Below are 24,931 nucleotides of genomic sequence, written 5' to 3'. Positions count from 1 at the left end.
CTTATATATGCCATCATATATTGGTAAAATTATTGTTTTTTTCACAATCCTTTATACGTTACTTATCCCTTCTACCATTATGAATGCGTTTGCTGAGGGGTATATAACTAATGAAAAAACAAGCAAATCCAAGATAGATAATGCAGACACCCAAGTAACCGAATCAAGTAAAAAATTTCTAACTCCAGAAGCTGATAAAAAAGGTGGAACAGGAAATACAAGTCATACATCAGAATATGAACATGCCGATGCTATTGGACGTAATATTCAGATGGCAGGGAATATTCTATCGTCATCCTCTTCAGAATTAGCAGAACAAGCCAAATCTTATGCTTTGGGTAAAGTTAACAGTACTATCTCTTCCGAAGCTCAAAAATGGCTCTCCCAATCTGGTACAGCAAAAATTAACTTTAGTTTTGACAGAAAAGGCAGGCTGGAAAATAACTCAATAGATCTGTTATTGCCTATTTATGATAATCAAGCCACCTGGCTGTTTTTTTCTCAATTAGGTTATCGCAACAAAGATAGCCGGAATACAGTTAATCTCGGTTTGGGAGGGCGTTATTTTTCTCCGAACTGGATGTATGGCCTGAATACTTTTTATGACTATGACATTACGGGTAAAAACAGGCGGGTAGGGTTAGGAGGAGAACTTTGGGGAGATTATATTAAATTTTCCACCAACGGCTATTACCGTTTAAGTGACTGGCAAATCTCGCGGAATTTCGAGGAGCATCACGAACGACCCGCCAATGGCTACGATATTAACGGAGAATTCTTCCTATCTGCCTACCCTAATCTGGGAGGCAAATTTTCTTATGAGCAATACTTCGGTGATAACGTGACGTTATTTAACCGAAAGACCAAGCAAAAAAATCCAAGTCTGGCAAAAATAGGCGTGACGTATACACCAATTCCATTGATAACAATGGGCGTGGATTATAAACAAGGCGAGAGAGGACAGAGTGAAACCCAATTTCTGACAAACTTTAATCTCAGATTTGGTGTGCCACTGAGTGCACAGTTATCACCGGATAACGTTGCATCAATGCGAACACTGGCAGGCAGCCGTTATGATTTGGTGGAAAGGAATAATAATATAGTGCTTGATCACCGGAAGGTTCCGGTTGCTAAGTTTTCTATACCAAAAACAATTGTGGGTTATAGCTATGGCGTATTTGATATCCCAGTGAAATTTCTTACTGATGCCTCTGTTAGGTCTTTTGGCTGGAGTATGCCCGGCAATAGAAAAGAAAAATTTGAAAATAATGGCGGTAAACTTGCCTATAAATCAGGAAACATTAAACTTACTTTCCCTAACTATCTAACTGAGGGAAATCAAGATACAAACAATAGCTACACGGTTTTTGTTGATTTTGGATTAACTAATAATGAGAAAACAGAGTCGGAGCAAATACAAGTTATTGTTAAACCTTTTATGATACAAAAAAAAGGAGAGGGTTCTAATTTTACTCCGTCAGGACCACAACCTGCGACGGGGAAAATAAAAGACGGATATACTTTTGACCCTGTGATTACTTTCGATACGCAGAATAATTTGAAAACAGTCCAGAATGACACTATTCATAATGTTGAGTGGGTGGCTATACCAGAACAAGATACACCTGAAAATAGGAAGAAATTGAAATTTCATCCCCAAGGTGAATTTGATCAAATAACCTTAGATGAAAATGGCCATTTTCCTAAAGATGCACGTGTTATTTTAACCAGCGATGGATATGTCGGGAAAGTAGATGTTTATTTATCAATGGATGGGCAAGATAAACAACTTGTGGGAAAAGTAATCTTTAAACCTAATAACTTAAAATATAAAATTAGTGATATAACTGTCTTCCCTAAACCTTCTAATAAAGTATTTGCAGATGGTAAAAGTACATATACATATAGTGCAACTATTGAAAATGGCGATAATACTAAAATCAAAGAAGGAACAAAAATAGATAACGTAAAATGGATTGCAAAAGATGCTACTGATAAAGATATTACTGATAAACTTATAGTAGTTAAAAAAAGTGATTTAGTTGATAAAAATAGTAATTTAGAATGGGAAATAGCTAGTGTTCAACCCTTTAAAGATATAACGGTTTCTTTATCGATTGAAAATCAGCCTTCAATCTTAGCTAAACAGAAAGCTACTTTTCTAAAACCTGAAATCAGACTAGAGATTCCTTCTGGTCCATTTATTGTAAATGAGTCTTACATAGTAAAAGCAATAATTGATGATGAAAACTTAAAAGGATCAATTAAATGGGATATCAGTTCTGAAGCTATATCAAAAACTTCAGATATTAAAAATGAAATTAGGGTAACCACTGATAAAAAAGATGAAATTAGAGTTGTAGCTTCTATTAATAATAATGGTGAAATTATTTCCAGTCCTCCTGTAACACTAAATTTTGAATGGCCAGTTATAAATAAAATAACAACTGTTAATGCAGATCATTATCCCGGAGATAAATATACTTTTAAGACTGCTGTTACAGATAGTACTGGTAAAGTTAGTTATACTGGACATGGAAATACATTTAATTGGTATATTAAAACTCCAACTAGTTGGGAAGAACAAGGTTTAACATTATCACCTTTAGAATCAAAAGATGTGTTAGTTGATAACGAAGGAAATTTAAATTCAGTTCTAATTAGCTCACCAGATAAATCAGCAGTAACTGGAATTACTGTTTGTGCTAGAATAAAAAATAAAAATATTATTATACCTGAAACTGAGATGTGTAGTAATCCAGTGGATTTTATTGAAAATAAGTCGGAATATACAATTAAATACCTCGATATCATTCCTCCTAAAAAACCTGTACCTTTAATTGCTGATGGCGAACAAACTTATGTTTACGAAGCACTTATTATTAATCATGAAAAAAATCCCGTAAAAAATGAAATAATTTCAGGGGCGAAATGGAATATAGATAATCCTACCGATGGAGTAAGTATACATTTCCCCGAAGGGAAATTACGAACAGATAGTGAAGGAAGATTACGAGCAACATTAACTAGTACTAAAAAAGTAGAAGATATATGGGTTTCACTTATTATTGAAAACCACCCCCCAAAAAAAGCTAAAAATGGAGCATCTTTTACGTGGCCACTTATTAGTAAACCAGAATTTACACCAGAAAGTGGAGATGTGATTAACGATGGAAAAGATTCTTATACATATACAGCTCAATTATATGAATCTGACGGTAAAACGCCTTATATTGGAGATAAAATAAAATTTATATGGAGCCTTCAAAAACCAGAAGGAGATAGTACAACTTATTTGAAACAAACAGGAGAGGTTACTACCTCCCCTAAAGGAGAACTCACAAATTCTTTGGTTAGTTCCCATAATCCACCAGTAGAAGATGCCGTAGTTTGTGTTGCCATTGCTAATAATCCTCCTTCTGAAAATGGGCAGAAATGTGCAAATAAGGTTTCTTTTAGTAATAAGTATATTTTGAATCTTACGGTTAATAATCCTCCAGAGGGACTTAAAGGTGATGGTGAGCAGAACAAATATATTTTTACTGCGACAATTAGAAATAAAGAAGATAATAGTTCACAACCAAATATACCAATAACCTGGAGCACATCTTTACCAGTTCCTTTATCGCAAGAACCTAATCTCATGATAACGCATGAAGATTCAACAAATTCTAAAGGACAAGCAACCTTTACGATGTATAGTAAGCTAGGAGGATTTGAAGGTATTACAGTAACTGCTGCAGCTAGTAATAGCAGTCCAGCGACTAAATCTGTAACAGTAAAAATCGACACTAAACCTAAATATGTTGATAAAATAGTATTATTAACATCTAGTGGTGGTAACTCAGGTACTGCAGCAACTACGCCAGAAAATGGATTTTTCGCTAAGGATTTAACGTTTGGTTGGAAAAACTTGCAATTTATACTTTATTCTAATCCGGATGATAGGGATATTTGGAATGCTAATAGCTACCAGTATATTTCTAAAAAACCTGATATAATTGAACCCATAAATAATAGCTATTTTCAAGTAAAAAAAGCTGGAGATTCAGAGGTGGAAACCCGTTATTTATTTTCTTCAGGTCGTTATTTTTCACGTATAACAACAATAGCTATTAATAAAATGGTATTTTCTGATACTGCAGGGCTTAATGGCAATGGTGCTGGCAATATGTTTTCTGATGATAACCAGGTTAAACCTCCCGCTAGTTGTACGACAGGAATACCAGTAAAAACTACCGATATAGGCGTTAATCTTGAAAAAATTATAACTCAAGGAGTAGAGTTGCAACCTGCGGGATTAATCGATAATGCTACAACATTTCAATATGTTGGATTAAATACTCCGGAGTATACTCAGGCATATCAAATAAATAGTGATGCTCCTCCTCTGTATATTTTACTTTGTCAGGAGGGAGAATGAATGCCTATAAGATGGAGTTTGTCGCATTAACGGAACCTCAGGTAAACTCCCAGGGTTTCTGCGTGAGTTCCAAACGATGTACTTGATCTGAAATGCGTTTAAGTGCTTACATTGTCTTGTCGATATGATTGCTTAATGTGTCTATTGGTATCCAGAAGGGGGATTCGTCAGCATGGTCAGCCAGAAAAACCCATATCTCAATAACCGGATTGAGCAGGATTATTACAATATCAAACGGTGAATCTTTCCTATACTGGGATTTAAAAATTTAATGGTTGCTCAACCTTGTTAGCGGCTATTGAGTTCGTCAATATGTTGAAAAAGGACAATACACTAAGAGTCAGAATACCCATTATCACTTGCGCTCTTTTTCTACCCATTCACAATATAAAAATTATTCAATGCAATTCAGTCCGCAACCTTTCTGCGAATACGGTAGAACCATTTCTAATTATCTCCATTAAAAATATATGATAGGACTTGTGTACCATATTTTTTGAAATTATTTTCATTAGAATTCATCTGAAAAGTAAGCTGGAATTTATAATATACCAATTCAACTTCAAGATGCGTGTTATATCTCCCTGCGTCGCGGGGAGATATAATAACTCGTCTCACATTATCAGTTGTAACTTGAAGTTTATCGGTATATAAATTATTTTAATCAGAGGTCTGATGGTTGTGTATCAATATATGCTTGCCAGGTCTTTGAATATTCCCGACCATTATTAATATAATAAATAGCTATAGGAGATGGATGACCCTGAGAATCTGTGTTAAATCCCATTAACGCACTTTGGGGAATCGAGACGTGAATCTGCTTTGCTTGAACATCTTTAGGTTTTATGGATTTTGAATCTATTAAAGGATTATCAACACTTGGGTCATCAGTTTCTGGATCAAATCTAATGACATAGATATAATAATCAACTTTATCTCCCAATTGTACCTGATTTTTATCTCCAACAGGAATAATACAAGTCAATCCATTTTTAACTGAATCTATACCAAGAACATGATGTTCGTCAAAGTCAAGTCCGGAAGAGTCCTGAATTGTAACTCGTTCCAAATTTCCACTAGGTACAAGATAATCGTTACTCTGACCTAATTTAAAAAGTAACTCTCTAGATCTATAAATATTGCCGTTTAACTTTAAAACATAATAAAAAAGAGTGTTAATTTGAAGTGGAGTGAAAATATCATAAGGAATTTTAAATGGTTCATCTATGTTTTTTCTATTACCATATAAATCTGATGTACATAATGTATTATATTGATTATTTACTTTACTCATAATGTATATAGTATCTGTTGATGTAAGTGTATCAGAGTAAGGTAAATTAGCATTAAAACTAATATCTAGTTTACTAGACGGGGGGGGGACTTCATCTCCATCCAGATATTCAATTGTAGGATTATCAAAATTGTCAGATGGAAGGATCTTTTTTGTGATAATTAATATGTTTTTTGAAGGAGGAGCTGTTTCATCTCCGATAACATTGGAAATAATTACCTCTTTGAAATATGAACTTGCCATCTGTCTGGCAAAAATTGTAACATCAAGATTACCGTCATCTCCGGTATTAATATAATACATGTTATCATTAAAAGGAGGAACTTCTGTTTCTCCATTATATAAACGCATATACTCTATATTAGTTACCTTTAGTGCGATTTGACAATTATTCATTGCAACGCCACTTTTATTTCTTGGGTAAATTAATACATTTAAATGTGCATTCTTCTGATTATCAGGTAGTTGTCCATCAGGTGCTGGAGAAAAATCTTCAATAAGATTACTACCTATTACTATAGGAAATAGAGATTTTAGTTGGAGATCATGGTCGCTATACGGATGTTGTGTCAGAGTAATATCTTTTATACCTGCAGCTGTAGAGTTAGTAACATTCTTAATTGAAAACTCTAGCTTAATAGAAGAGTTTTCTGTGGAATTTTTTATTTCGATAATATAAGGTGCTATTATTTTATTTCCTTTGTTATCAGTGTGTTTATACCTATATTTATCTTTATAAGGACTAATTATTACATTTTGATTGCTTGATGTATTTTCGACAGTGATATCACTACTATCAGATACAGTTTGATGTTTACTAGTATCTCCAGTATAAGTGGCTATTATAATAATCTTTGAACCTTGAAAAACATCAGTACCTTTAAAATCAATGTCTAAATTTTCAGTAGCCATATTAGTGCCTCTTAATGTTTTTAATGATTTCTATTAAAAAAATAAAGCTCATCACTACTTGATTTCTATTTCAATATGGTTCTTCTTTAAGGAGAACTGTATCTATACATGGTTTCTATTTTTACTATATTTTTCAGTGTAATTAAACTCCTCAATTATTTACTGTTAATTTAACTATATAAAGTTATTTTTTAAAGCAATTATAAAAAGTGATGGTTTTCATTGTGTTTAAATAATAATGAAAAAATGTTATAAGCGAAGTAAGTAAGTTGATGTTTCTTTAAATTATTAATTAGGTGTTTCACAAAGATTATTATTCAACTAATTTATCATTAGGCTAACCTCTTGCTCTGATTCTTGTTAAAATTAGTTTCCTTTGGATGGGGATTTTTGATTAATTCATTTGTATTTTCATATTTTTTCTTTCCCAAGATAAATATGGTTGAGAGAGATAAATTTTGTCCCTGAAATTTTACTGTGTTTGAAACACCGTTTACTATTTTATCTCCAAATTTAATTAACTATTTTTATTCAAATAAGATCAATAATGCATTTTTATGGTTTTTGCCAACGATAGTATCTTCTTCCCAATTACCGATATGCTACTTTTTATCAATACATTCTGGGTGTTTTTCAATGATGATTTTGTTTTTGATTTCCTCTTTGTGTTCATTACTCCTATAGTGTTTAAGATACGGTTTTTTCAGGACTCAAATCTTGCCAAATTAACTGATTAATCGATTTGACGATATCCAGTGTCATTTTCACGATTTTTATCGCGGGCTCTAAGATTTTAAGCTGAAAATTTGGTATCTTTCTGTTTCGGTCAGTTTTGTATAGATTATAATGTATTCTCCTTTAGCGAGAAAGATGCCTATTATAGTAACTAACCACCTTTCTTAGAAATTGCATTTATTAGGTGAATCCAAGTAAATATTCATTTATCCGATACCACTACTTCTATGTATTTGAATTTGTGTGCTTACATATTCAGTATATCCCTGAGGACCTTTAATGGTAGCTACAGCAGTAACATACTCTGGACCATTTGACCAATTTATATTTCCACCGCTTACATTCGTTATAAACTGACCATTTTCAGTTAGGCCTGAAATTGGCGTAAAAAACAACGTACCATTACTGAACTCATCATTACTGAATTCAACTAACACACCATTCAACAAATGATTATTTTTATCTTTTACGGTCACTGTAAGTATTATGATACCTTTAGGGTATAAAACATCACCTGAGCACTCCATTGTAATATTATTCAGATTAGTAACTATAATATCTGCTAAGCCATGAAATCCTAAGGAATAATTTTCAGCTTGTACTTGAATACGGCTTGCGTTATAGCTAGTAAATATTGTTGAAGCCTCTCCCATATCGTTTGTTTTTTTAGAGGGTGGATTAAATGTGGCCTTAACTGGAATTGATGTAAAATAATTTCTTGCATTTAAGAAATCAATTTCTATTTCTTCTTTAGTTCCCCACATTACAGTAGCTGTTAGCGTTACGGGAGATCCTACAGTTATTGTACTATTCATGAATTTTAAAGGTAGAGCGTTTATTGAAGTGAATTTAACTGGTAACGGCGGAGCTTTAATTTTTGGATTGTTGGTAAAATAAGCACTTATAGTAAATTCAATATTTTTATTTTGTAGGGAAATAATAGATAGGTTTACTAGACCGCTAGAATCTATTTTAGTATTCCACTCTTGGCTATTTGTCATTTTAAATACTACATCAGTATGATCTAGTTTAAAAGTAACATCAGTCTTAGGAACGATACCATGAGATTCTAACAATAATTTTTCATGTAATGTTTCATTTGCATTAGCTTGAGAAAGTACATTTATCCATTGAAGTTTAATATTACCTATTGATGGAGAGTTAATTATTTTAACATGAGCTGGTTCAGAAAAACCTGTGTTAGCAGCATCAGTTACTGTATAAACAACATCATAATCACCATCAGGTATTTTAGAAAAAGGGATTGGTATATGTATAGAATATGGAATAGGGGGTTCTATAAAATAATATGCATCTTTAACTTTAACACCATTCAATAATATGTTTATTTTTTCTTCTGGTTTTTCAGTGTCAAAATAGTTAATAACAATTAACATGAAATCATTATGCTTTATACTAACATCAATAATTCCATTTTTATCTTCTTGTGGTAATGTGGGTTTTTTTAGAGGGTTGTTTTTAAACATGATATGCCTCTTTAGTTATTTTTTTAAAAAAAGGTAAAGTTCATCATTACTTGATTATTATTTCAATATGGTTCTTCTTTAAGAAGAGCTGTATCTATATACATTTTACATTTCACTATATTTTTCAGTGTAATTAAATCCCTCGATTATTAACCGCTAGTTATTAATCATAAAAATTATTAATTGTTATTAAAGATCGATTAACTATATAAAGATATATTTTAAAAAATCAATTATAAAACTTATAAGTGATTTCATAAAAAATGATAGTTGTCATTGTATTTAAATCATAAGTGAAGCACAGTTATGAAAAAAATAAATAAGTCGATGTTTCTTTCAATAATTAATTTTGTATGTAGCAATGGTTATTATTAAAGCAGCTTATCATCAGGTTGGTTTCTTTCTCTGATACCTGACTAAAATTAGTTTTGGTTTGAAACTAATTCATTTTGGATTTATATATCCGGGGCTTGTTTCTAAATGTAATGTAATATTTATGTAAGCTGTTGTTTTTTTATTTTTCACTCTATCGATAATTTAAGTCATTGCATGGTGATAACTTTTTTTCATTGGTTTTGTTTTTTCTTATATATATTCTAATTAAAGATTGATGTGGTTATTTATAGAGTTTTAATTAATTAAATAAGGAGATATTATTTATGGCTGATATTATCATTCAGAAAAAAACTCAACCTAAAGATGTAAAAATAGCTAATGTTGCTGGTGATGATCGTATTGTTGTATATTCCAGTTTCGGTGTGAGTCCTGATAATATAGTAGAGCAGTATCCGGCTGTTTGTGGTAACGAAACAGTTCATAATGTTATTAATTGTTATACTTTATCTAATTATAAAAATAATCCACTACCTCCTGGTTCTACTGATGATGCAGATAGGGCTGGGTTATTTGTAGTGGTTAATACGAATCGTTTAGCACCTTCAGATTCTAGTGTTACTTTAGTTATGAATATAGCTGCTTGTTATAATGTTTCAAGGAACTATGGACCAATATATATGCCTCCAGGTAGTGATAATGTTACTTTTTCTATTCCTTATTATGACGTGACTGGAATATTTAATCGAGGAGATTGCCGGATTAATGGTGGTTCTCCATTTGGATATGGTTCTATTACGTTCCAATTTTATTCAGATGTAATTAATTCTCTTTCTATACCACCCTGGCAGGGAAGAATTATCACTTGTGGCTCAGCGTATCAAGGGTGTTCTGGCCCCGGTTGCCCTGACCATAGTTATGACTGTCCGGACTGTGCAAGTGATTGCCCTAATGGTTAAGGTGGAAAAAATATCCTTTTGTAAGAAAATAGAATAAATATAACGTTACATTAGTCTTAAGAATAGATAATTGCTTAAGTTAGCACCCATATTTATGGGTGCTAATAACAGAGGAATTATTGCCTTGAGATATTTTTAAATAGGAACATTATATTTGTGATTAATTAACGTTTTTTGATTTCTATCTCATATAATATAGATTATTGAGATTAAATTGATGTTATATGATTAATAATATTCGCTAAAATAGATGTCAATTACTGCTCTAATTTTAACTTTTTTGTTTTTATATATTTACCTTGCCATCGTTTCTAAATTCATTTTCCCTTTCCTTGATACGCTTCAATTATCACATAACAGGTGTTTATAACACTTTACTGATAAAATTATAGTGATTTCATTACAAATAAAAAATTAACCTCCATTTATTTTTTCATTATGCGAGTGAATCAGGCTTATGTTCTTTTGTTTGTTTTTGTTATTAATCTATTCACTTGTGATTTGATTGTATGGTATTTTATTAAAATAATACTTTACTTAATCAATTTTTGGTTTGATGCTCTTAAGTTATTTGATGTAAAGGTTATTGTTTTTGCAAATGTCAATAATTGTAATAAATGAAGTGAAAAACGTGGTTTTATGTATAAATAATTTAATTATTTTGAGGAGATAAAATTATCTTTTTGTAGTATTAAATTCTTCACTTCCATTACCAATGTTATTATAAATTACTGTGATTAAGAAGTCGTGGTAAATCTTTTGCTAATTGTATCCTTATTAACTAACATTTCATTAGTCAACGTTTTTACCAGTAGTTCCGATAAGACCTTTGGCAAAGCGCTAAGTTAAAATGCTATCACCATGAATCTGTAATGTTTTGTAATTATTAACAACCATTGGGCGAAAGAACATGGATATACGCAATCTTGAAGCTTTCATCGTTTTGGCTGAGACTCTTAATTATCACAAGGCATCAGAGAGGCTTTACCTTTCTCAGCCTGCTTTGACGAAAAAAATACACGGTCTGGAAGATATTCTGGGGGCCGAACTATTCAGAAGAGGACCAAACGGAACAAAATTAACAGATTTTGGTCAGAAAACGCTGGAGAATGCCAGAAAGTTTTTAACGCATTATGAACAGTTTAAAAGCCAGGTGCAATTTGATTCAAAGAAGGAAGTGACCCGGCATTTATATGTCGGCTCGTGTTTTCCTATCCATAATTATTCTCAAATCGAGAATCAGCTTGCAGAGAAAAAAGGTAATATTGTATTGGCTTTGATGACAGGTCTATCAGTTGAGCAGCAGGTTAATTTACTTAATGCAGGTATGCTTCATGTGGCTGTTATGCCTCTGGCAGCGGCAAAACCGTTTGACTTAAAAAAAACATTTACTGAAGAATTAGTTTATCTTTTTAAGAAAAGGAGTCCGTTGATATCTAAATTCAGAATAGGAAATAGTCAGTATGGTAGTAAGAATTCTTTGACGATGACGTCTGAAAAAAGAGAAAATACTGATTTGAATGACTGTCTGAATGTTTTTCCTATTTATGGTAGTGATAATATGAATTTGTTATTAAAAACAAATGATATTATGTTGATGATGGAGATGATTACAAAAAATGGTGCTTACGCATGTGTGCCTAAGAGAATGATAAGTGCAATTCCGGCTTATTATTTGAATTCCCTGGAACTTGTTGAAACAGATAAGAAAATAGATTTAGGTGTCGTATGGAGTAAGACAATAGATGAGGATCTGATTGGTGATGCTGAAAGCTTTTCTGCATGGGTGATCAATCTTTAAAATAACAGTCTAAATAATCAGTGAATCACTTTTTTTAATTGTTAATGCTTTTTCAAAGCAGATTATAAACAATATGATTGTGCGATTTTTATGATGAATATTTCTACTAATCGATGTGTGAAAGATATTTCTTAATTATATGATTTTAAGTTTTTATCATCAGCAGGGTAATTTCTTGTGTAGATTACAAAATGGTATGTTTTTAGGTCTGAAAATATCATAATCGGGCATGAGGTTAAAATGCCCGATTATGATTGCACGAGAATAAATATTCAGAATAAATTTACTGATTCACGTTAAACGTTTCTGTCATTTTTTCAATTTGCTCCTGAATATCTAACCACTCCATTTCAATATCTTCCAGTTTGGATTTAGTGTTATTCTGTTGATACAGGCACTCGGTTAATTCCGTTTTCCGATCATTTTCATATATTGTGTTATCTGACAGCTTTTCTTCTATATTTTCCAGCTTTGTGCTTAAATCATCCATTTGCTTTTCAAGAGCTGTTAGCCGCTTACGTAATGGTTGTGTTTGGCTGCGGAATTCTGCTTCACGTCTTTTTTGATCTTTACGCTCCTGCGCACTGAAATTCTGTGTGTTATTGGTAGATGAATCAGTGTCGGCAGCAGTTTTTTCTTCCTGGCTTTCACGCAACTGTTGACGCTGTAATTCTGTCAGCCATTGTTGGTAGTCCTCGAGATCCCCTGTGAAAGATTCTACTTTGCCATCATGTACCAGATAGAGCTCATCAGTAGTAGAACGCAGCAAGTGTCTGTCATGGGATACCACGACAAGAGCGCCATCGAAATCGATCAGAGCTTCAGTCAGTGCTTGTCTCATATCCAGATCAAGGTGGTTGGTGGGTTCATCGAGTAGCAGAAGGTTCGGGCGTTGCCAGACAATCAGGGCAAGCACCAGACGCGCTTTTTCCCCGCCGGAAAAACGGGCACTCGGGTCAGTCACTTGGTCTCCTTTGAAACCAAAACCGCCAAGATAGTCCCTCAGTTGCTGTTCTGATTCCTGTGGTGCGAGTCTGGCTAAGTGCTGTAAAGGCGATTCATCCGCACGCAGGAATTCCAGCTGGTGCTGGGCAAAATATCCCAGTTTGATACCTTTGGCTAAGGCAATATCCCCCTGCTGTGGTTCAAGTTCACCTGCCAGTAATTTGATAAGGGTTGATTTACCTGCCCCGTTACGACCTAGCAGACCAATGCGTGAACCGGGAACCAGATTTAATTTAATCGAATCCAGCACGGTCTTGTCGCCGTATCCGGCACTGATTTTTTCCATATTCAGTAGCGGGTTTGGCAGGCTATCCGGCTTGCGGAAGCTGAAACGGAAGGGGTTATCAACATGGGCTGGGGCAATCAGTTCCATGCGCTCCAGCATTTTGATCCGGCTTTGTGCCTGTTTTGCTTTGGTGGCCTGTGCGCGGAAACGGTCAATATAGCTTTGCAAATGCGCCACTTTTTCTTGCTGGCTTTGGTACAGAGCCTGTTGTTGGGCAAGTTTGGCAACGCGTTGCCGCTCAAAGGAAGAGTAATTACCCGTATATTCGAATAAATTTTGTTGCTCGATATGCAGGATTTTATCGATGATCGGGTCGAGGAAATCCCTGTCATGGGAGATCAGAATCAAAGTGCCTGTGTAGCTTTTCAGCCATTTTTCAAGCCAGATTACTGCGTCCAGATCAAGGTGGTTAGTCGGTTCATCCAGCAGTAGCAGATCAGAGCGGCAAATCAGTGCCTGAGCCAGATTGAGGCGCATACGCCAGCCACCGGAAAATGAACGGACAGGCTGTTCCAGTTGTGCCTGAGAAAATCCCAGCCCATGCAGCAAGCTGGAAGCGCGGGAGCGGATTGTCCACGCCTGAATAGTGTCCAGTTGGCCGTGAAGGTGGGCGATAGCGTGGCCGTCATTCTGTTCATTGGCTATGTTCAGTTTTTGCTCCAGTTGGCGGAATTCGCGATCACCGTCGATCACATATTCAAGCGCTGAAATTTCCAGAGCGGGAGTTTCCTGATTTACCCATGCCAAAGCCCAATTACCGGGAAATGTCACAGAGCCATTTTCAGCCTGAAGTTCACCTTTCAGTAATGAAAGCAGAGTTGATTTGCCACAGCCATTTTTACCCACCAGTCCAACTTTCTGGCCGGGATTGATGGTTGCGCTGGCATTGTCCAGCAGAACACGGACGCCTCGTCGGATTTGCAGAGAAGAAAAAACAATCATGATGTTGTCTGTATAGAGTATGTTAAGTTAATAATTACATTGTATCTGTTCGTTTCGTTGTTTCGATAGTCTGGCGTGCATGGTAGCGGAAAATAGGTGACCTGACACGTCCTGAGGGGGGATTGATGATATTGTCATCTCATGTTTTGCCGCCCAAGGTATTGCTGGTGTATATCCATCCCGAATCGCAGGGTTCTGTGGTCAATAAGGTGTTGCTCCAGACGGTTCAGGAGTTGGAAAACGTCACTGTTCACGATCTGTATGGCTGTTATCCTGACTTTTTTATTGATGTTCGGGCAGAGCAGAAGCTCTTAAGTGAACATCAGATCATCGTGTTTCAGCATCCTCTTTATACTTATAGCTGCCCTGCTTTATTGAAAGAGTGGATGGATCGCGTGTTAAGCCGTGATTTTATTGGCGGCACCGAGCCGATGCTGAGAAATAAATACTGGCGCTCTGTCATCACTACGGGTGAGCCTGAAGGTGCTTTTTGCAGCAGTGGGCACAACCGTTATTCGATGGAAGAAATTCTCCGGCCTTTTGAATTGGTGGCTTCGATGTGCCATATGCACTGGCTGTCCCCGATGATCCTCTACTGGGCCAGACGTCAGCCACCTGAGGTGCTTGTCAGTCATGCTAATGCATATTGGGAATGGCTTAAAGCGCCACTGTCTTTGGGAGGGCTTTAATTATGGAGACTTCAGCGCTGTTAAGCGCCGGAATATTGTTTCTGTTTGCTGCTGTTGTCGCTGTTCCTCTGGCTCAGAAGTTCAGAATCGGAGCCGTTCTGGGGTATCTTCTTGCCGGGATCGCACTTGGCCCTTGGGGAGCCGGGCTTATCAAGGATGTCGGTGAGATCCTCCATTTCTCTGAGCTTGGTGTCGTTTTTCTGATGTTCATCATCGGTCTTGAACTGAATCCGGCAAAACTCTGGCAACTCAGGCGTTCTATCTTTGGTGCTGGTACAGTGCAGGTTGTGCTGACTACTCTAGTTCTGGCCTCATTTCTTTGTCTGACAAATTTCTCATGGCAGGCTGCTGTTATCGGTGGTGTGGGGCTTGCTATGTCGTCAACCGCGATGGCCCTGCAGTTAATGCGGGAAAAAGGCATGGCAAATAATGAAGGCGGGCAACTTGGTTTTTCCATTCTGCTGTTTCAGGATATTGCGTTAATTCCGGCTTTAGCTTTAATACCGATACTGGCGGGTGGTACGGCTTCCGGTGACTGGTATCGTATCGGCCTTAAAATTATTGCCTTTGCCGGTATGTTGTTGGGGGGGCGCTATTTATTACGTCCTTTATTTCGTTTGGTGGTGAAATCAGGTGTCAGAGAGGTATTTACCGCTGCTGCGTTGCTGGTTGTTCTTGGTGCTGCGGTTTTTATGGAAACACTGGGTTTTTCGATGGCACTGGGGACGTTTATTGCGGGGGTGTTACTTGCTGATAGTGAGTATCGCCATGAGCTGGAAATTTCCATTGAACCCTTCAAAGGATTGTTGCTGGGGCTGTTCTTTATTTCTGTTGGTATGTCATTGAATATTGGTGTGCTGTTGAGCCATTTGCCTGATGTATTGCTTGCTGTTTTGGCTTTGGTGCTGACAAAAAGCACCATATTGTATGTTCTTGGTAGAATTTCTGGGCTGGGAAACTCATTGGGTATGCAGCTTTCCGGTGTGTTAAGTCAGGGGGGAGAATTCGCCTTTGTTTTATTTTCAGCCGCGCTTGGGGAGAAGGTGTTAGACCAGAACCAGATGTCATTTTTGTTGGTGGTGGTGACATTATCGATGATGACAACACCACTGGTGATGACATTGGTCGAGCGGATATTAACCGGTCGTTACAATACACAACCGGAAAGCAGTGAAACACCTTTTGTGGAAGATAACGCTCCACAGGTTATTGTGGTGGGATTTGGTCGTTTCGGACAGGTTGTCGGGCGGCTTTTAATGGCAAATAAAATCCGTATTACTGTGCTGGAACGCGATGTCAGTGCGATCGGTACGCTGCGCCGTTATGGTTATAAGGTGTATTATGGTGATGCAAGTGAGCTGGAACTGCTGCGTTCTGCGGGAGCTGACAAAGCTAAAGCGATAGTCATTACCTGTAACGAGCCGGAAGATACTATGACCATTGTCCGATTATGCCAGCAACATTTTTCTCACCTGCACATCATTGCACGTGCAAGAGGGCGCTTTGAAGCCCATGAGCTGTTACAAAGTGGTGTACAGGATTTTAGCCGGGAAACATTTTCAAGTGCGCTGGAAGTCGGGAGAAAAACCATGATAGGGCTGGGTATTCATCCTCATCATGCCTATCGTGCCCAGCAACATTTCAGGCGTCTGGATATGCGCATGTTGCGTGAGTTGATGCCTCATCTACAGGGCGATGTGGCGCATATATCCCGTGTAAAAGAAGCCCGTCGGGAATTAGAAGAATTATTTGAACGGGAAATGCTCAATGAACGTCGTCAGCCGGAAGGTTGGGATGAGTGATGATATGAAATAACTATACACTTTGTCGAAATCCATTGTGTATAACAACAATAATAACATCGCAGTATATGAAGTAATGGGGGAAAGTATGTCAGTCAGTCGTAAGCGTTTTATTGCAGGAGCCGTTTGCCCGAAGTGTCAGTCACAGGATACTTTGGCCATGTGGCAGGAGAATAAAGTGGATGTTGTGGAATGTGTCAGTTGTGGGCATATTCAGCGGCAAACCGATGAATCTGTAACGCCCCATGTCAGAGATCAGGAGCAGGTTATCGGTATTTTTACGCCGAAATAACTGAATTAAGTTACAACAGATAATGGATAAATTTTTTCATTACCAGATACAGTGAAGTAGAATTCCGGTACAATCAGCGGCATTTTTAGTCGTAACGTAAGAATTTTCCCTCACGTTTTTACCCCGGTATTGTAGGAGATGTCATGAAAGTAGCAAAAGATTTGGTGGTCAGCTTGGCTTATCAAGTAAGAACAGAAGATGGTGTTTTAGTTGATGAGTCCCCGGTGAGCGCACCGTTAGACTATCTGCATGGCCGTGGTTCCCTGATCAGCGGTTTAGAGAAATCACTGGAAGGTCGTGAGGCTGGTGAGCGCTTTGACGTAAGCGTTGAAGCTGACGATGCATATGGCCAGTATGATGAAAATCTGGTTCAGCGCGTACCAAAAGATGTTTTTGTTGGCGTTGAAGAATTAGAAGTGGGTATGCGCTTCTTGGCTGACACTGATATGGGGCCTGTACCTGTTGAAATTACCGCTTTAGAAGGTGATGACGTTGTTGTTGATGGCAACCACATGCTGGCTGGCCAGAACCTGAAATTCAATGTTGAAATTGTTGCGGTTCGTGAAGCAACAGAAGAAGAACTGGCTCACGGTCATGTGCATGGTCAGGGCGGTTGTGGTGATCACGATCATCAGCATGATCACGAAGGTCATAGCTGCTGCGGCGGCAGCTGCCACTAATTGGCAGGAAAAAAGGGAAGCTGACGGGCTTCTCTTTTTTACGGTTTGCCCCGGCCTTGGCTGGCAGGTATTGACTCTGGTCAGTAATGCTGGGGCTATCCCCACTGAGTAGGCTCTTAATAGTGCGGAGGGGGTGTTTCTTCTGACATTGGTGCGATAATTGATGACTGGTGGGTTTTCAGTCGTTCGGCCATTAATTTTAGCTGCTCTTTCAGTCTATCTATTTCTACCTGCTGCTTTCTAACCTCTTGGTTTAATTCTTCAATGGTCATTTCCTGATAGGCTAGTTTAGTTTCCAGTTGCTCAAATCTTTGTTCAAAGCTGGATAATTCCATTATTTCCCCTCTCATCTTTGTTTGTTGTTTGTTCATTTAATTTCATGACGAAACGATTATTCTAATCGGGTTGATACTATAATACCGGTGGCCTGATGCCTATACCCTTCGTCTTTCAAGTTGCCTCTTTGTTATTGGCGGCGATGCAACTGGAAATCCATTGGGTATAAACCTGTTAGCAAAGGGAAGTGCAGAGAAAAGTGAAGAAAAAACGGAATAAGTAAAAAGCTTTTGACATCAATATGGTGCTAATCTTTTTCAGGCCACTGTATAGCAAATATTGTTATTGGTTTTAGTAGGCAGTTATAGTACACGTGGTTGCATGATTTTTGCTGATGACAAATTCAGTCAAATTTATTGGAGAATATGATGAAATCATTCTTAAAAACAACTTTGTTAGCAACTACACTGGCAATGACATTCGGTGTGCCTTATGTAATGGCTAATGAAGCAAAAGCCAGCGAAGAAGTGAAATTGAATAAAGCTTTCAAGACCGCAGAACAGCAGAATTCTTATGCGCTGGGAGCTTCCATTGGTCGTTATATGGAAAAATCTTTAGAGGAACAGAAAGCTCTGGGTATCGATCTCGATAAATCTCAGGTTATGTCTGGCTTTGGAGACGCAATAAATAATAAAAGCAAACTGAATGATAGCGAAATTCAGCAGATCCTCAGTGAGTTTGATGCAAAAATCAGGGCTTCTTTACAAGTTAAACTGGAAAAAGAAGCTAGTGAAAATAGCGAGAAAGGGAATAAATTCCGCGAACAGTTCGCTAAGGAAGCCGGAGTAGTCAAAACTAAATCGGGTCTTTTGTACAAAATTGAACGTGAAGGAACGGGCAAGACTCCTACATTAACCGATACTGTCATCGTGAACTACAAAGGTTCCTTGATTGATGGGAATGTGTTTGATAGCTCCTATGACCGGAAAGAGCCTTTGTCTATCCCTCTGGATGGCGTTATCACAGGTTGGAAAGAAGGCCTTCAACACCTGAAAAAAGGTGGAAAAATGAAGCTGGTTATTCCACCTGAGTTAGCTTATGGTAAAAATGGTGTTCAGGGAATTCCGGTTAACTCAACTCTGGTCTTTGAAATTGAATTGCTGGATATTAAACCTAGCGCGAAAACAAAATAATTTTCAGCGTAATTAATACGTGATTTTATAACAGGGGCTATCATGCCCCTGTTTTGTTATGAGAATATTTACTTCGGCTTGATAAGTTATAAAGATTAAATATAGAAAATGAGTTTGACCACTTATTATTTTCTACGGTATTAAATAGAATAACTTTCTCATATATCAGGTGTATTCGAACACTAAGCGGTGATAAAGCCGAATGGTCTGCCCAGCGAGAACTTGACGATAATTTAATGTAGTTTTAACGTCATTATTCTGGATAGAATACAGCGTATTAAAAATGTTTTCTGCTAAGTGCGGTTATAATAAATCTCTCCCTGATGTTTTGGTGAGGCGGAGTCTAAGCTTGAAGGATGGTGTATTACATGTCTACCCCGTTATTTTCTGGTGAAAAAATATCTGGTGATAAAATATCCGGTGATAACAGTGATATTGATTTACTGGAAAATCAACCGTTCAGTGAAACGGATCATGAAATCTTAAAGTCTTATGAAGCGGCAGTTGATGGCCTGGCTATGCTGATTGGTGGGCATTGTGAAATTGTTCTTCATTCACTGGAAGACCTTAAATGTTCAGCTGTCAGAATAGCTAACGGAGAACATACCGGTCGTCAAATCGGTTCTCCTATTACTGATCTGGCATTGCGGATGCTGCACGATATTACCGATGAAGACTCTTCTGTTTCCAGAGCCTACTTCACAAGGGCGAAAAGTGGCGCATTGATGAAATCGGTCACTATTGCTATTCGCAATCGTCAGCGCCGGGTTATCGGGCTTTTGTGTATCAACATGAATCTTGATGTTCCTTTTTCTGAAATTATTCAGACTTTTATCCCTGAGAAAACCCACGACGTTTCTTCAAACGTCAATTTTGCTTCTTCCGTGGATGATCTTGTTGCTCAGACACTGGAATTCACTATCGAAGAAGTGAATGCTGATCGCAATGTTTCCAATAATGCTAAAAACAGGCAGGTTGTTCTGAACCTTTATGAGAAGGGCATTTTTGATATCAAAGATGCGATTAATCAGGTCGCTGACCGCCTGAATATCTCCAAGCATACGGTATACCTCTATATTCGCCAGTTTAAAAACGGTGAATGTGCACACCCGGAGAAGTAATGTTGCCACTGTCTTACTGCTTACTGGTAACCGGGCCGGCATACGGGACTCAGCAAGCCAGTAGTGCCTATCAGTTTGCTCAGGCACTTATTGCCTCTGGTCATAAATTGCATAGCGTGTTTTTTTATCGTGAAGGCGTCCAGAACGGTAATCAGCTCACTGCACCTGCCAATGATGAAGTTGATCTTGTCAGGGCGTGGCAGTCATTGGCTGTTCAGCATCAGTCTGAGCTGTTTATTTGTGTCGCAGCCGCGTTACGACGCGGTGTCGTGGATGAACAGCAGGCAAATGAACTGGATTTGAGATCCGCAAATCTCGCCGATGGTTTTGAACTCAGTGGCCTCGGTTCTTTGGCTGAGGCCATGATGCTGTGTGATCGCGTAGTACAATTTTAAGAGTACGACAGCTTAATAGCACAGGGTTAGGGGCATAACAGGAAGACATTTATAATGAAAAAAATCGCCTTCATTTTTACTGAGGCCCCCCACGGCTCTTCTGCTGGTAGAGAAGGGCTGGATGCACTGCTTGCAACATCAGCACTGACGGAGCAGGTTGGCGTATTCTTTATTTCTGATGGAGTACTTCAGCTGCTATCCAACCAGCAGCCGGATAAAATCCTGTCACGGGACTATATTTCAACATTTAAGATTTTACCTCTGTATGACATTGAAGAATGTTATATTTGCCTTGAAGATCTGACTGTTAGAGGGTTTTCTCCAGACGATGATTTTATTCTGGAAGCTGAATTTCTCTCGGCTGCGGCAATCCGGCAAATGCTGGCGGGCTACGATGTTGTGTTGAAATTTTAATCTACTTTGGAGAGATGACATGTTATATACTGTTAGATGCTCACCTTATCAGAATGACTTCAATGCAATACTTGGCTTGATCACTGATGCAGATGATGTCCTGATGCTGCAAAATGGGGTATTACTGGGTGTTAATGACAATCCCTATTTAGCTGAGCTGATTCACACGGGTGCGGGTATCTATGCCTTACAGGAGGATTTGGATGCCCGAGGGCTTACGGAGCGGGTTTCAGAGCATGTAAAGATGGTCAATTACAATGGCTTTGTCAGTTTAACAGTGAAACATCAGCAAAGTTTAAGTTGGTAAATATTCCGCTTTTTTTCCGCAGATATTGCCTGTGATCATTCAGTTAATAAATCAGTGGCCTGTGAACTTTGTAGTACGCTGACATAATACTGACAGATACCAACATATAGAAAGACTGTATATTTCTTGACACCTCGTCAAGTCAGCAATAAAATTCCGCGTCCTCTCGTTTTGTCATCATGGCTGACAGAGGGTAAAATCCGTGTTTACGAAGCAAAAAAACCAGGAGTTTTTTTAATAATGGCTACTATTAACCAGCTGGTTCGCAAATCTCGTAGCTCGAAAGTTGTGAAAAGCAACGTTCCTGCTCTGGAAGCTTGCCCGCAAAAACGTGGCGTATGTACTCGTGTATATACTACCACTCCAAAAAAACCAAACTCAGCACTGCGTAAAGTATGCCGTGTTCGTTTGACTAACGGTTTCGAAGTGACTTCTTACATCGGTGGTGAAGGCCACAACCTGCAAGAGCACTCCGTTATCCTGATCCGTGGCGGTCGTGTTAAAGACTTGCCAGGTGTGCGTTACCACACTGTTCGCGGTGCACTGGACTGTTCCGGTGTTAAAGACCGTAAACAAGGTCGTTCTAAGTACGGTGTGAAGAAGCCAAAGGCTTAATGGGTCTCCGTTAAGTAAGGCCAAACATTGTTCACTTTAAATGTCAAAATAAACTCGTAGAGTTTTGGACAACCCTGAAATTCGAAACGGAGTATTTCCATGCCACGTCGTCGTGTAATTGGTCAACGTAAAATTCTGCCAGATCCAAAGTTCGGATCAGAACTGCTGGCCAAATTTGTAAATATCCTGATGGTAGACGGTAAAAAGTCTGTCGCAGAAGCAATCGTATATGGTGCGCTTGAGACCCTGGCTCAGCGTTCCGGTAAAGAACATCTGGAAGCATTCGAGCTGGCACTGGATAACGTGCGCCCGACTGTGGAAGTTAAATCCCGCCGTGTAGGTGGTTCTACCTATCAGGTTCCAGTTGAAGTTCGTCCGGTCCGTCGTAATGCTCTGGCAATGCGTTGGATCGTTGATGCTGCTCGTAAACGCGGTGATAAGTCTATGGCTCTGCGCCTGGCGAATGAATTATCTGATGCGGCTGAAAACAAAGGCGCTGCTGTTAAGAAACGTGAAGACGTTCACCGTATGGCAGATGCTAACAAGGCGTTCGCACACTACCGTTGGTAATCCATTTTTTTTGGAATCCATCGGCAGTAATATGTTCTGGGTAGCTGCGGCTGCCCGTTCTCCAAATTGAAGAACGCCCACGAGAGAGGAAAAAATGGCTCGTCAAACACCTATAGCACGTTACCGTAATATCGGTATCAGTGCCCACATCGACGCCGGTAAAACCACAACAACTGAACGTATTCTGTTTTACACAGGTGTAAACCATAAGATCGGTGAAACTCACGAAGGTTCAGCAACGATGGACTGGATGGAGCAGGAGCAGGAGCGTGGTATTACCATTACCTCCGCAGCGACTACTGCGTTCTGGTCTGGTATGGCTAAACAGTATGAACCACACCGTATCAACATCATCGACACCCCAGGCCACGTTGACTTCACTATCGAAGTAGAACGTTCTATGCGTGTTCTTGATGGTGCAGTAATGGTTTACTGTGCAGTTGGTGGTGTTCAGCCTCAGTCTGAAACAGTATGGCGTCAGGCTAACAAATATAATGTTCCACGTATCGCGTTCGTTAACAAAATGGACCGTATGGGTGCGAACTTCCTGCGCGTTGTTGATCAGATCAAAACTCGTCTGGCAGCTAACCCAGTTCCTCTGCAACTGGCAATTGGTGCAGAAGATACCTTCACCGGTGTTGTTGACTTGCTGAAAATGAAAGCAATCAACTGGAACGAAGCTGATCAGGGAACTACCTTCACTTATGAAGATATCCCAGCTGACATGGTTGAACTGGCTCAGGAATGGCATCAGAACCTGATCGAATCCGCAGCAGAAGCATCAGACGAACTGATGGACAAATATCTGGGCGGTGAAGAGCTGACTGAAGAAGAAGTCAAGGCAGCTCTGCGTAAGCGTGTTCTGGCTAACGAAATTATCCTGGTTACCTGTGGTTCTGCATTTAAGAACAAAGGTGTTCAGGCAATGCTGGATGCAGTTATCGAATATCTGCCAGCACCAACTGACGTTGAGTCTATCAAAGGTATGTTGCCAGATGGCAAAGATACCCCAGCAGAACGTCATTCAAGTGATGATGAGCCATTCTCTGCACTGGCGTTCAAAATCGCAACTGACCCATTCGTGGGTAACCTGACGTTCTTCCGCGTTTACTCCGGTGTTGTTAACTCTGGTGACACCGTACTGAACCCGGTTAAAGATAAGAGAGAACGTTTTGGCCGTATCGTTCAGATGCACGCTAACAAACGTGAAGAAATCAAAGAAGTCCGTGCAGGCGACATCGCTGCTGCTATCGGTCTGAAAGATGTAACTACAGGTGATACTCTGTGTGACATGTCTTCTCCAATCATTCTGGAGCGCATGGAATTCCCAGAGCCAGTTATCTCTGTTGCTATCGAGCCAAAAACTAAAGCTGACCAAGAAAAAATGGGTATCGCTTTAGGCCGTCTGGCACAAGAAGACCCATCATTCCGCGTGAGCAGTGATGAAGAGTCTGGTCAGACTATCATCGCAGGTATGGGTGAACTTCACCTCGACGTACTGGTTGACCGTATGCGTCGTGAATTCAACGTTGAAGCGAACGTAGGTAAACCTCAGGTTGCTTACCGTGAAACTATCCGTGCTTCTGTTGAGCAGGAAGGTAAACACGCTAAACAATCCGGTGGTCGTGGTCAGTACGGTCACGTTTGGCTACGTATCGAGCCTATGGAAGCTGGTGGCGCTGGTTACGAGTTCGCGAACGAAATCGTTGGTGGTGTAGTTCCTAAAGAATACATCCCAGGCGTTGACAAAGGTGTTCAGGAACAGCTGAAGAGCGGTGTTCTTGCAGGTTACCCAATTGTTGACGTTAAAGTTGCTCTGTTCGATGGTTCTTACCATGACGTTGACTCCTCAGAAATCGCCTTTAAAATTGCCGCATCCATGGCATTTAAAGAAGGCTTCATGAAAGCGAAGCCAGTTCTGCTGGAACCAATCATGAAAGTCGAAGTGGAAACACCAGAAGACTACATGGGTGACGTCATCGGTGACCTGAACCGTCGCCGTGGTATGATTGATGGTATGGATGATGTAGCTACGGGCAAAATTGTTCGTGCTCAAGTACCATTATCTGAAATGTTTGGTTATGCTACTGACCTGCGTTCTCAGACCCAAGGTCGTGCTTCTTACTCCATGGAGTTCTTGAAGTACAACGAAGCGCCTAGCAACGTCGCTCAGGCTATTATCGAAGCTCGTAAAGCTAGATAAGTTTTCGAGTTTACTATCTTTTTGGCTCCCTCATCATTTGTGACGGGGGAGCGGTATTAAGGAATAGAGTCGTGTCTAAAGAAAAGTTTGAACGTTCCAAACCGCACGTTAACGTTGGTACTATCGGCCACGTTGACCACGGTAAAACTACCCTGACTGCTGCAATCACCACCGTTCTGGCAAAAACCTACGGCGGT

Annotated in this window: 20 protein-coding genes; 16 read left to right on the top strand and 4 right to left on the bottom strand. The window is 38.8% G+C overall.

Translation table 11 applies throughout. The annotated features are described in order from the left end of the window. The first annotated feature begins 7 nt into the window (after nucleotides 1-7). On the top strand, nucleotides 8-4,423 hold the full coding sequence (locus AACS92_RS19135) for an inverse autotransporter beta domain-containing protein (RefSeq protein WP_099109221.1): 4,416 nt from the start codon (nucleotides 8-10) through the stop codon (nucleotides 4,421-4,423). A 664-nt stretch (nucleotides 4,424-5,087) separates the two neighbouring features. Here AACS92_RS19135 and AACS92_RS19130 read toward each other — a convergent pair. Next, nucleotides 5,088-6,629 (bottom strand): hypothetical protein, encoded by a 1,542-nt coding sequence (locus AACS92_RS19130; RefSeq protein WP_099109220.1) that lies wholly within the window; start codon nucleotides 6,627-6,629, stop codon nucleotides 5,088-5,090. A 941-nt stretch (nucleotides 6,630-7,570) separates the two neighbouring features. Beyond that, on the bottom strand, nucleotides 7,571-8,851 hold the full coding sequence (locus AACS92_RS19125) for an Ig-like domain-containing protein (protein WP_099109218.1): 1,281 nt from the start codon (nucleotides 8,849-8,851) through the stop codon (nucleotides 7,571-7,573). Nucleotides 8,852-9,510: 659 nt separating this feature from the next. Here AACS92_RS19125 and AACS92_RS19120 point away from each other — a divergent pair. Next, nucleotides 9,511-10,143, top strand: a complete 633-nt coding sequence (locus AACS92_RS19120) for a hypothetical protein (RefSeq protein WP_099109217.1) — start codon at nucleotides 9,511-9,513, stop codon at nucleotides 10,141-10,143. A gap of 910 nt (nucleotides 10,144-11,053) precedes the next feature. Then, a complete protein-coding gene (locus tag AACS92_RS19115) occupies nucleotides 11,054-11,944 on the top strand; it encodes a LysR family transcriptional regulator (RefSeq protein ID WP_099109216.1) in 891 nt (296 codons plus the stop codon). 283 nt (nucleotides 11,945-12,227) lie between these two features. Here the strand turns inward: AACS92_RS19115 and AACS92_RS19110 are convergent, their stop codons facing one another. Further along, nucleotides 12,228-14,177, bottom strand: a complete 1,950-nt coding sequence (locus AACS92_RS19110; RefSeq protein ID WP_099109215.1) for an ABC transporter ATP-binding protein — start codon at nucleotides 14,175-14,177, stop codon at nucleotides 12,228-12,230. Nucleotides 14,178-14,302: 125 nt separating this feature from the next. Here AACS92_RS19110 and kefG point away from each other — a divergent pair, with 125 nt between their 5' ends. The 4 genes from kefG to slyD all read left to right on the top strand — a co-directional run bounded on the left by kefG (nucleotide 14,303) and on the right by slyD (nucleotide 17,640). Further along, nucleotides 14,303-14,866 (top strand): glutathione-regulated potassium-efflux system ancillary protein KefG, encoded by a 564-nt coding sequence (gene kefG, locus AACS92_RS19105; protein WP_099109214.1) that lies wholly within the window; start codon nucleotides 14,303-14,305, stop codon nucleotides 14,864-14,866. 2 nt (nucleotides 14,867-14,868) lie between these two features. Further along, the gene (kefB, locus tag AACS92_RS19100) at nucleotides 14,869-16,668 is read left to right on the top strand and encodes a glutathione-regulated potassium-efflux system protein KefB (RefSeq protein WP_099109213.1); all 1,800 of its coding nucleotides are present in this window, start codon (nucleotides 14,869-14,871) and stop codon (nucleotides 16,666-16,668) included. An 88-nt stretch (nucleotides 16,669-16,756) separates the two neighbouring features. Then, entirely contained in the window at nucleotides 16,757-16,960 is a 204-nt protein-coding gene (locus AACS92_RS19095) for a YheV family putative zinc ribbon protein (protein WP_099109212.1), read from the top strand. Nucleotides 16,961-17,103: 143 nt separating this feature from the next. After that, the gene (slyD, locus tag AACS92_RS19090; RefSeq protein WP_099109211.1) at nucleotides 17,104-17,640 is read left to right on the top strand and encodes a peptidylprolyl isomerase; all 537 of its coding nucleotides are present in this window, start codon (nucleotides 17,104-17,106) and stop codon (nucleotides 17,638-17,640) included. Between the two features lie 116 nt (nucleotides 17,641-17,756). Here slyD and AACS92_RS19085 read toward each other — a convergent pair whose 3' ends face one another. Next, nucleotides 17,757-17,975: a SlyX family protein gene (locus AACS92_RS19085; protein WP_099109210.1), complete on the bottom strand. Its 219-nt coding sequence runs from the start codon at nucleotides 17,973-17,975 to the stop codon at nucleotides 17,757-17,759. 369 nt (nucleotides 17,976-18,344) lie between these two features. Between AACS92_RS19085 and fkpA the strand changes: the two genes are divergently transcribed. From fkpA to AACS92_RS19040, 9 genes are all read left to right on the top strand, one after another. After that, on the top strand, nucleotides 18,345-19,109 hold the full coding sequence (gene fkpA / locus AACS92_RS19080; RefSeq protein ID WP_099109209.1) for an FKBP-type peptidyl-prolyl cis-trans isomerase: 765 nt from the start codon (nucleotides 18,345-18,347) through the stop codon (nucleotides 19,107-19,109). A 368-nt stretch (nucleotides 19,110-19,477) separates the two neighbouring features. Next, entirely contained in the window at nucleotides 19,478-20,230 is a 753-nt protein-coding gene (locus AACS92_RS19075; protein ID WP_099109208.1) for a helix-turn-helix transcriptional regulator, read from the top strand. Further along, on the top strand, nucleotides 20,230-20,625 hold the full coding sequence (gene tusD / locus AACS92_RS19070) for a sulfurtransferase complex subunit TusD (RefSeq protein WP_099109207.1): 396 nt from the start codon (nucleotides 20,230-20,232) through the stop codon (nucleotides 20,623-20,625). Before AACS92_RS19075 ends, tusD begins: the two co-directional genes overlap by 1 nt. 54 nt (nucleotides 20,626-20,679) lie before the next feature. Further along, nucleotides 20,680-21,039: a sulfurtransferase complex subunit TusC gene (gene tusC, locus AACS92_RS19065; protein WP_099109206.1), complete on the top strand. Its 360-nt coding sequence runs from the start codon at nucleotides 20,680-20,682 to the stop codon at nucleotides 21,037-21,039. Nucleotides 21,040-21,058: 19 nt separating this feature from the next. Beyond that, nucleotides 21,059-21,346 (top strand): sulfurtransferase complex subunit TusB, encoded by a 288-nt coding sequence (gene tusB / locus AACS92_RS19060; RefSeq protein WP_099109205.1) that lies wholly within the window; start codon nucleotides 21,059-21,061, stop codon nucleotides 21,344-21,346. A gap of 240 nt (nucleotides 21,347-21,586) precedes the next feature. Next, nucleotides 21,587-21,961: a 30S ribosomal protein S12 gene (rpsL, locus tag AACS92_RS19055; protein ID WP_038269449.1), complete on the top strand. Its 375-nt coding sequence runs from the start codon at nucleotides 21,587-21,589 to the stop codon at nucleotides 21,959-21,961. A gap of 99 nt (nucleotides 21,962-22,060) precedes the next feature. Continuing rightward, nucleotides 22,061-22,531: a 30S ribosomal protein S7 gene (rpsG, locus tag AACS92_RS19050; protein ID WP_099109204.1), complete on the top strand. Its 471-nt coding sequence runs from the start codon at nucleotides 22,061-22,063 to the stop codon at nucleotides 22,529-22,531. 94 nt (nucleotides 22,532-22,625) lie between these two features. Beyond that, nucleotides 22,626-24,734, top strand: coding sequence for an elongation factor G (fusA, locus tag AACS92_RS19045; protein WP_099109203.1), 2,109 nt, complete (start codon nucleotides 22,626-22,628; stop codon nucleotides 24,732-24,734). Between the two features lie 71 nt (nucleotides 24,735-24,805). Beyond that, nucleotides 24,806-24,931, top strand: a 126-nt coding sequence (locus tag AACS92_RS19040; RefSeq protein ID WP_230333040.1) for a GTP-binding protein, incomplete at its 3' end; no start/stop codon positions are given.

The organism is Xenorhabdus sp. KJ12.1 (assembly GCF_963876495.1).
GTDB lineage: Bacteria > Pseudomonadota > Gammaproteobacteria > Enterobacterales > Enterobacteriaceae > Xenorhabdus > Xenorhabdus stockiae.
The sequence above is the reverse complement of the archived record's forward strand: the minus strand, read 5'-3'. Positions and strand labels throughout refer to the sequence as shown.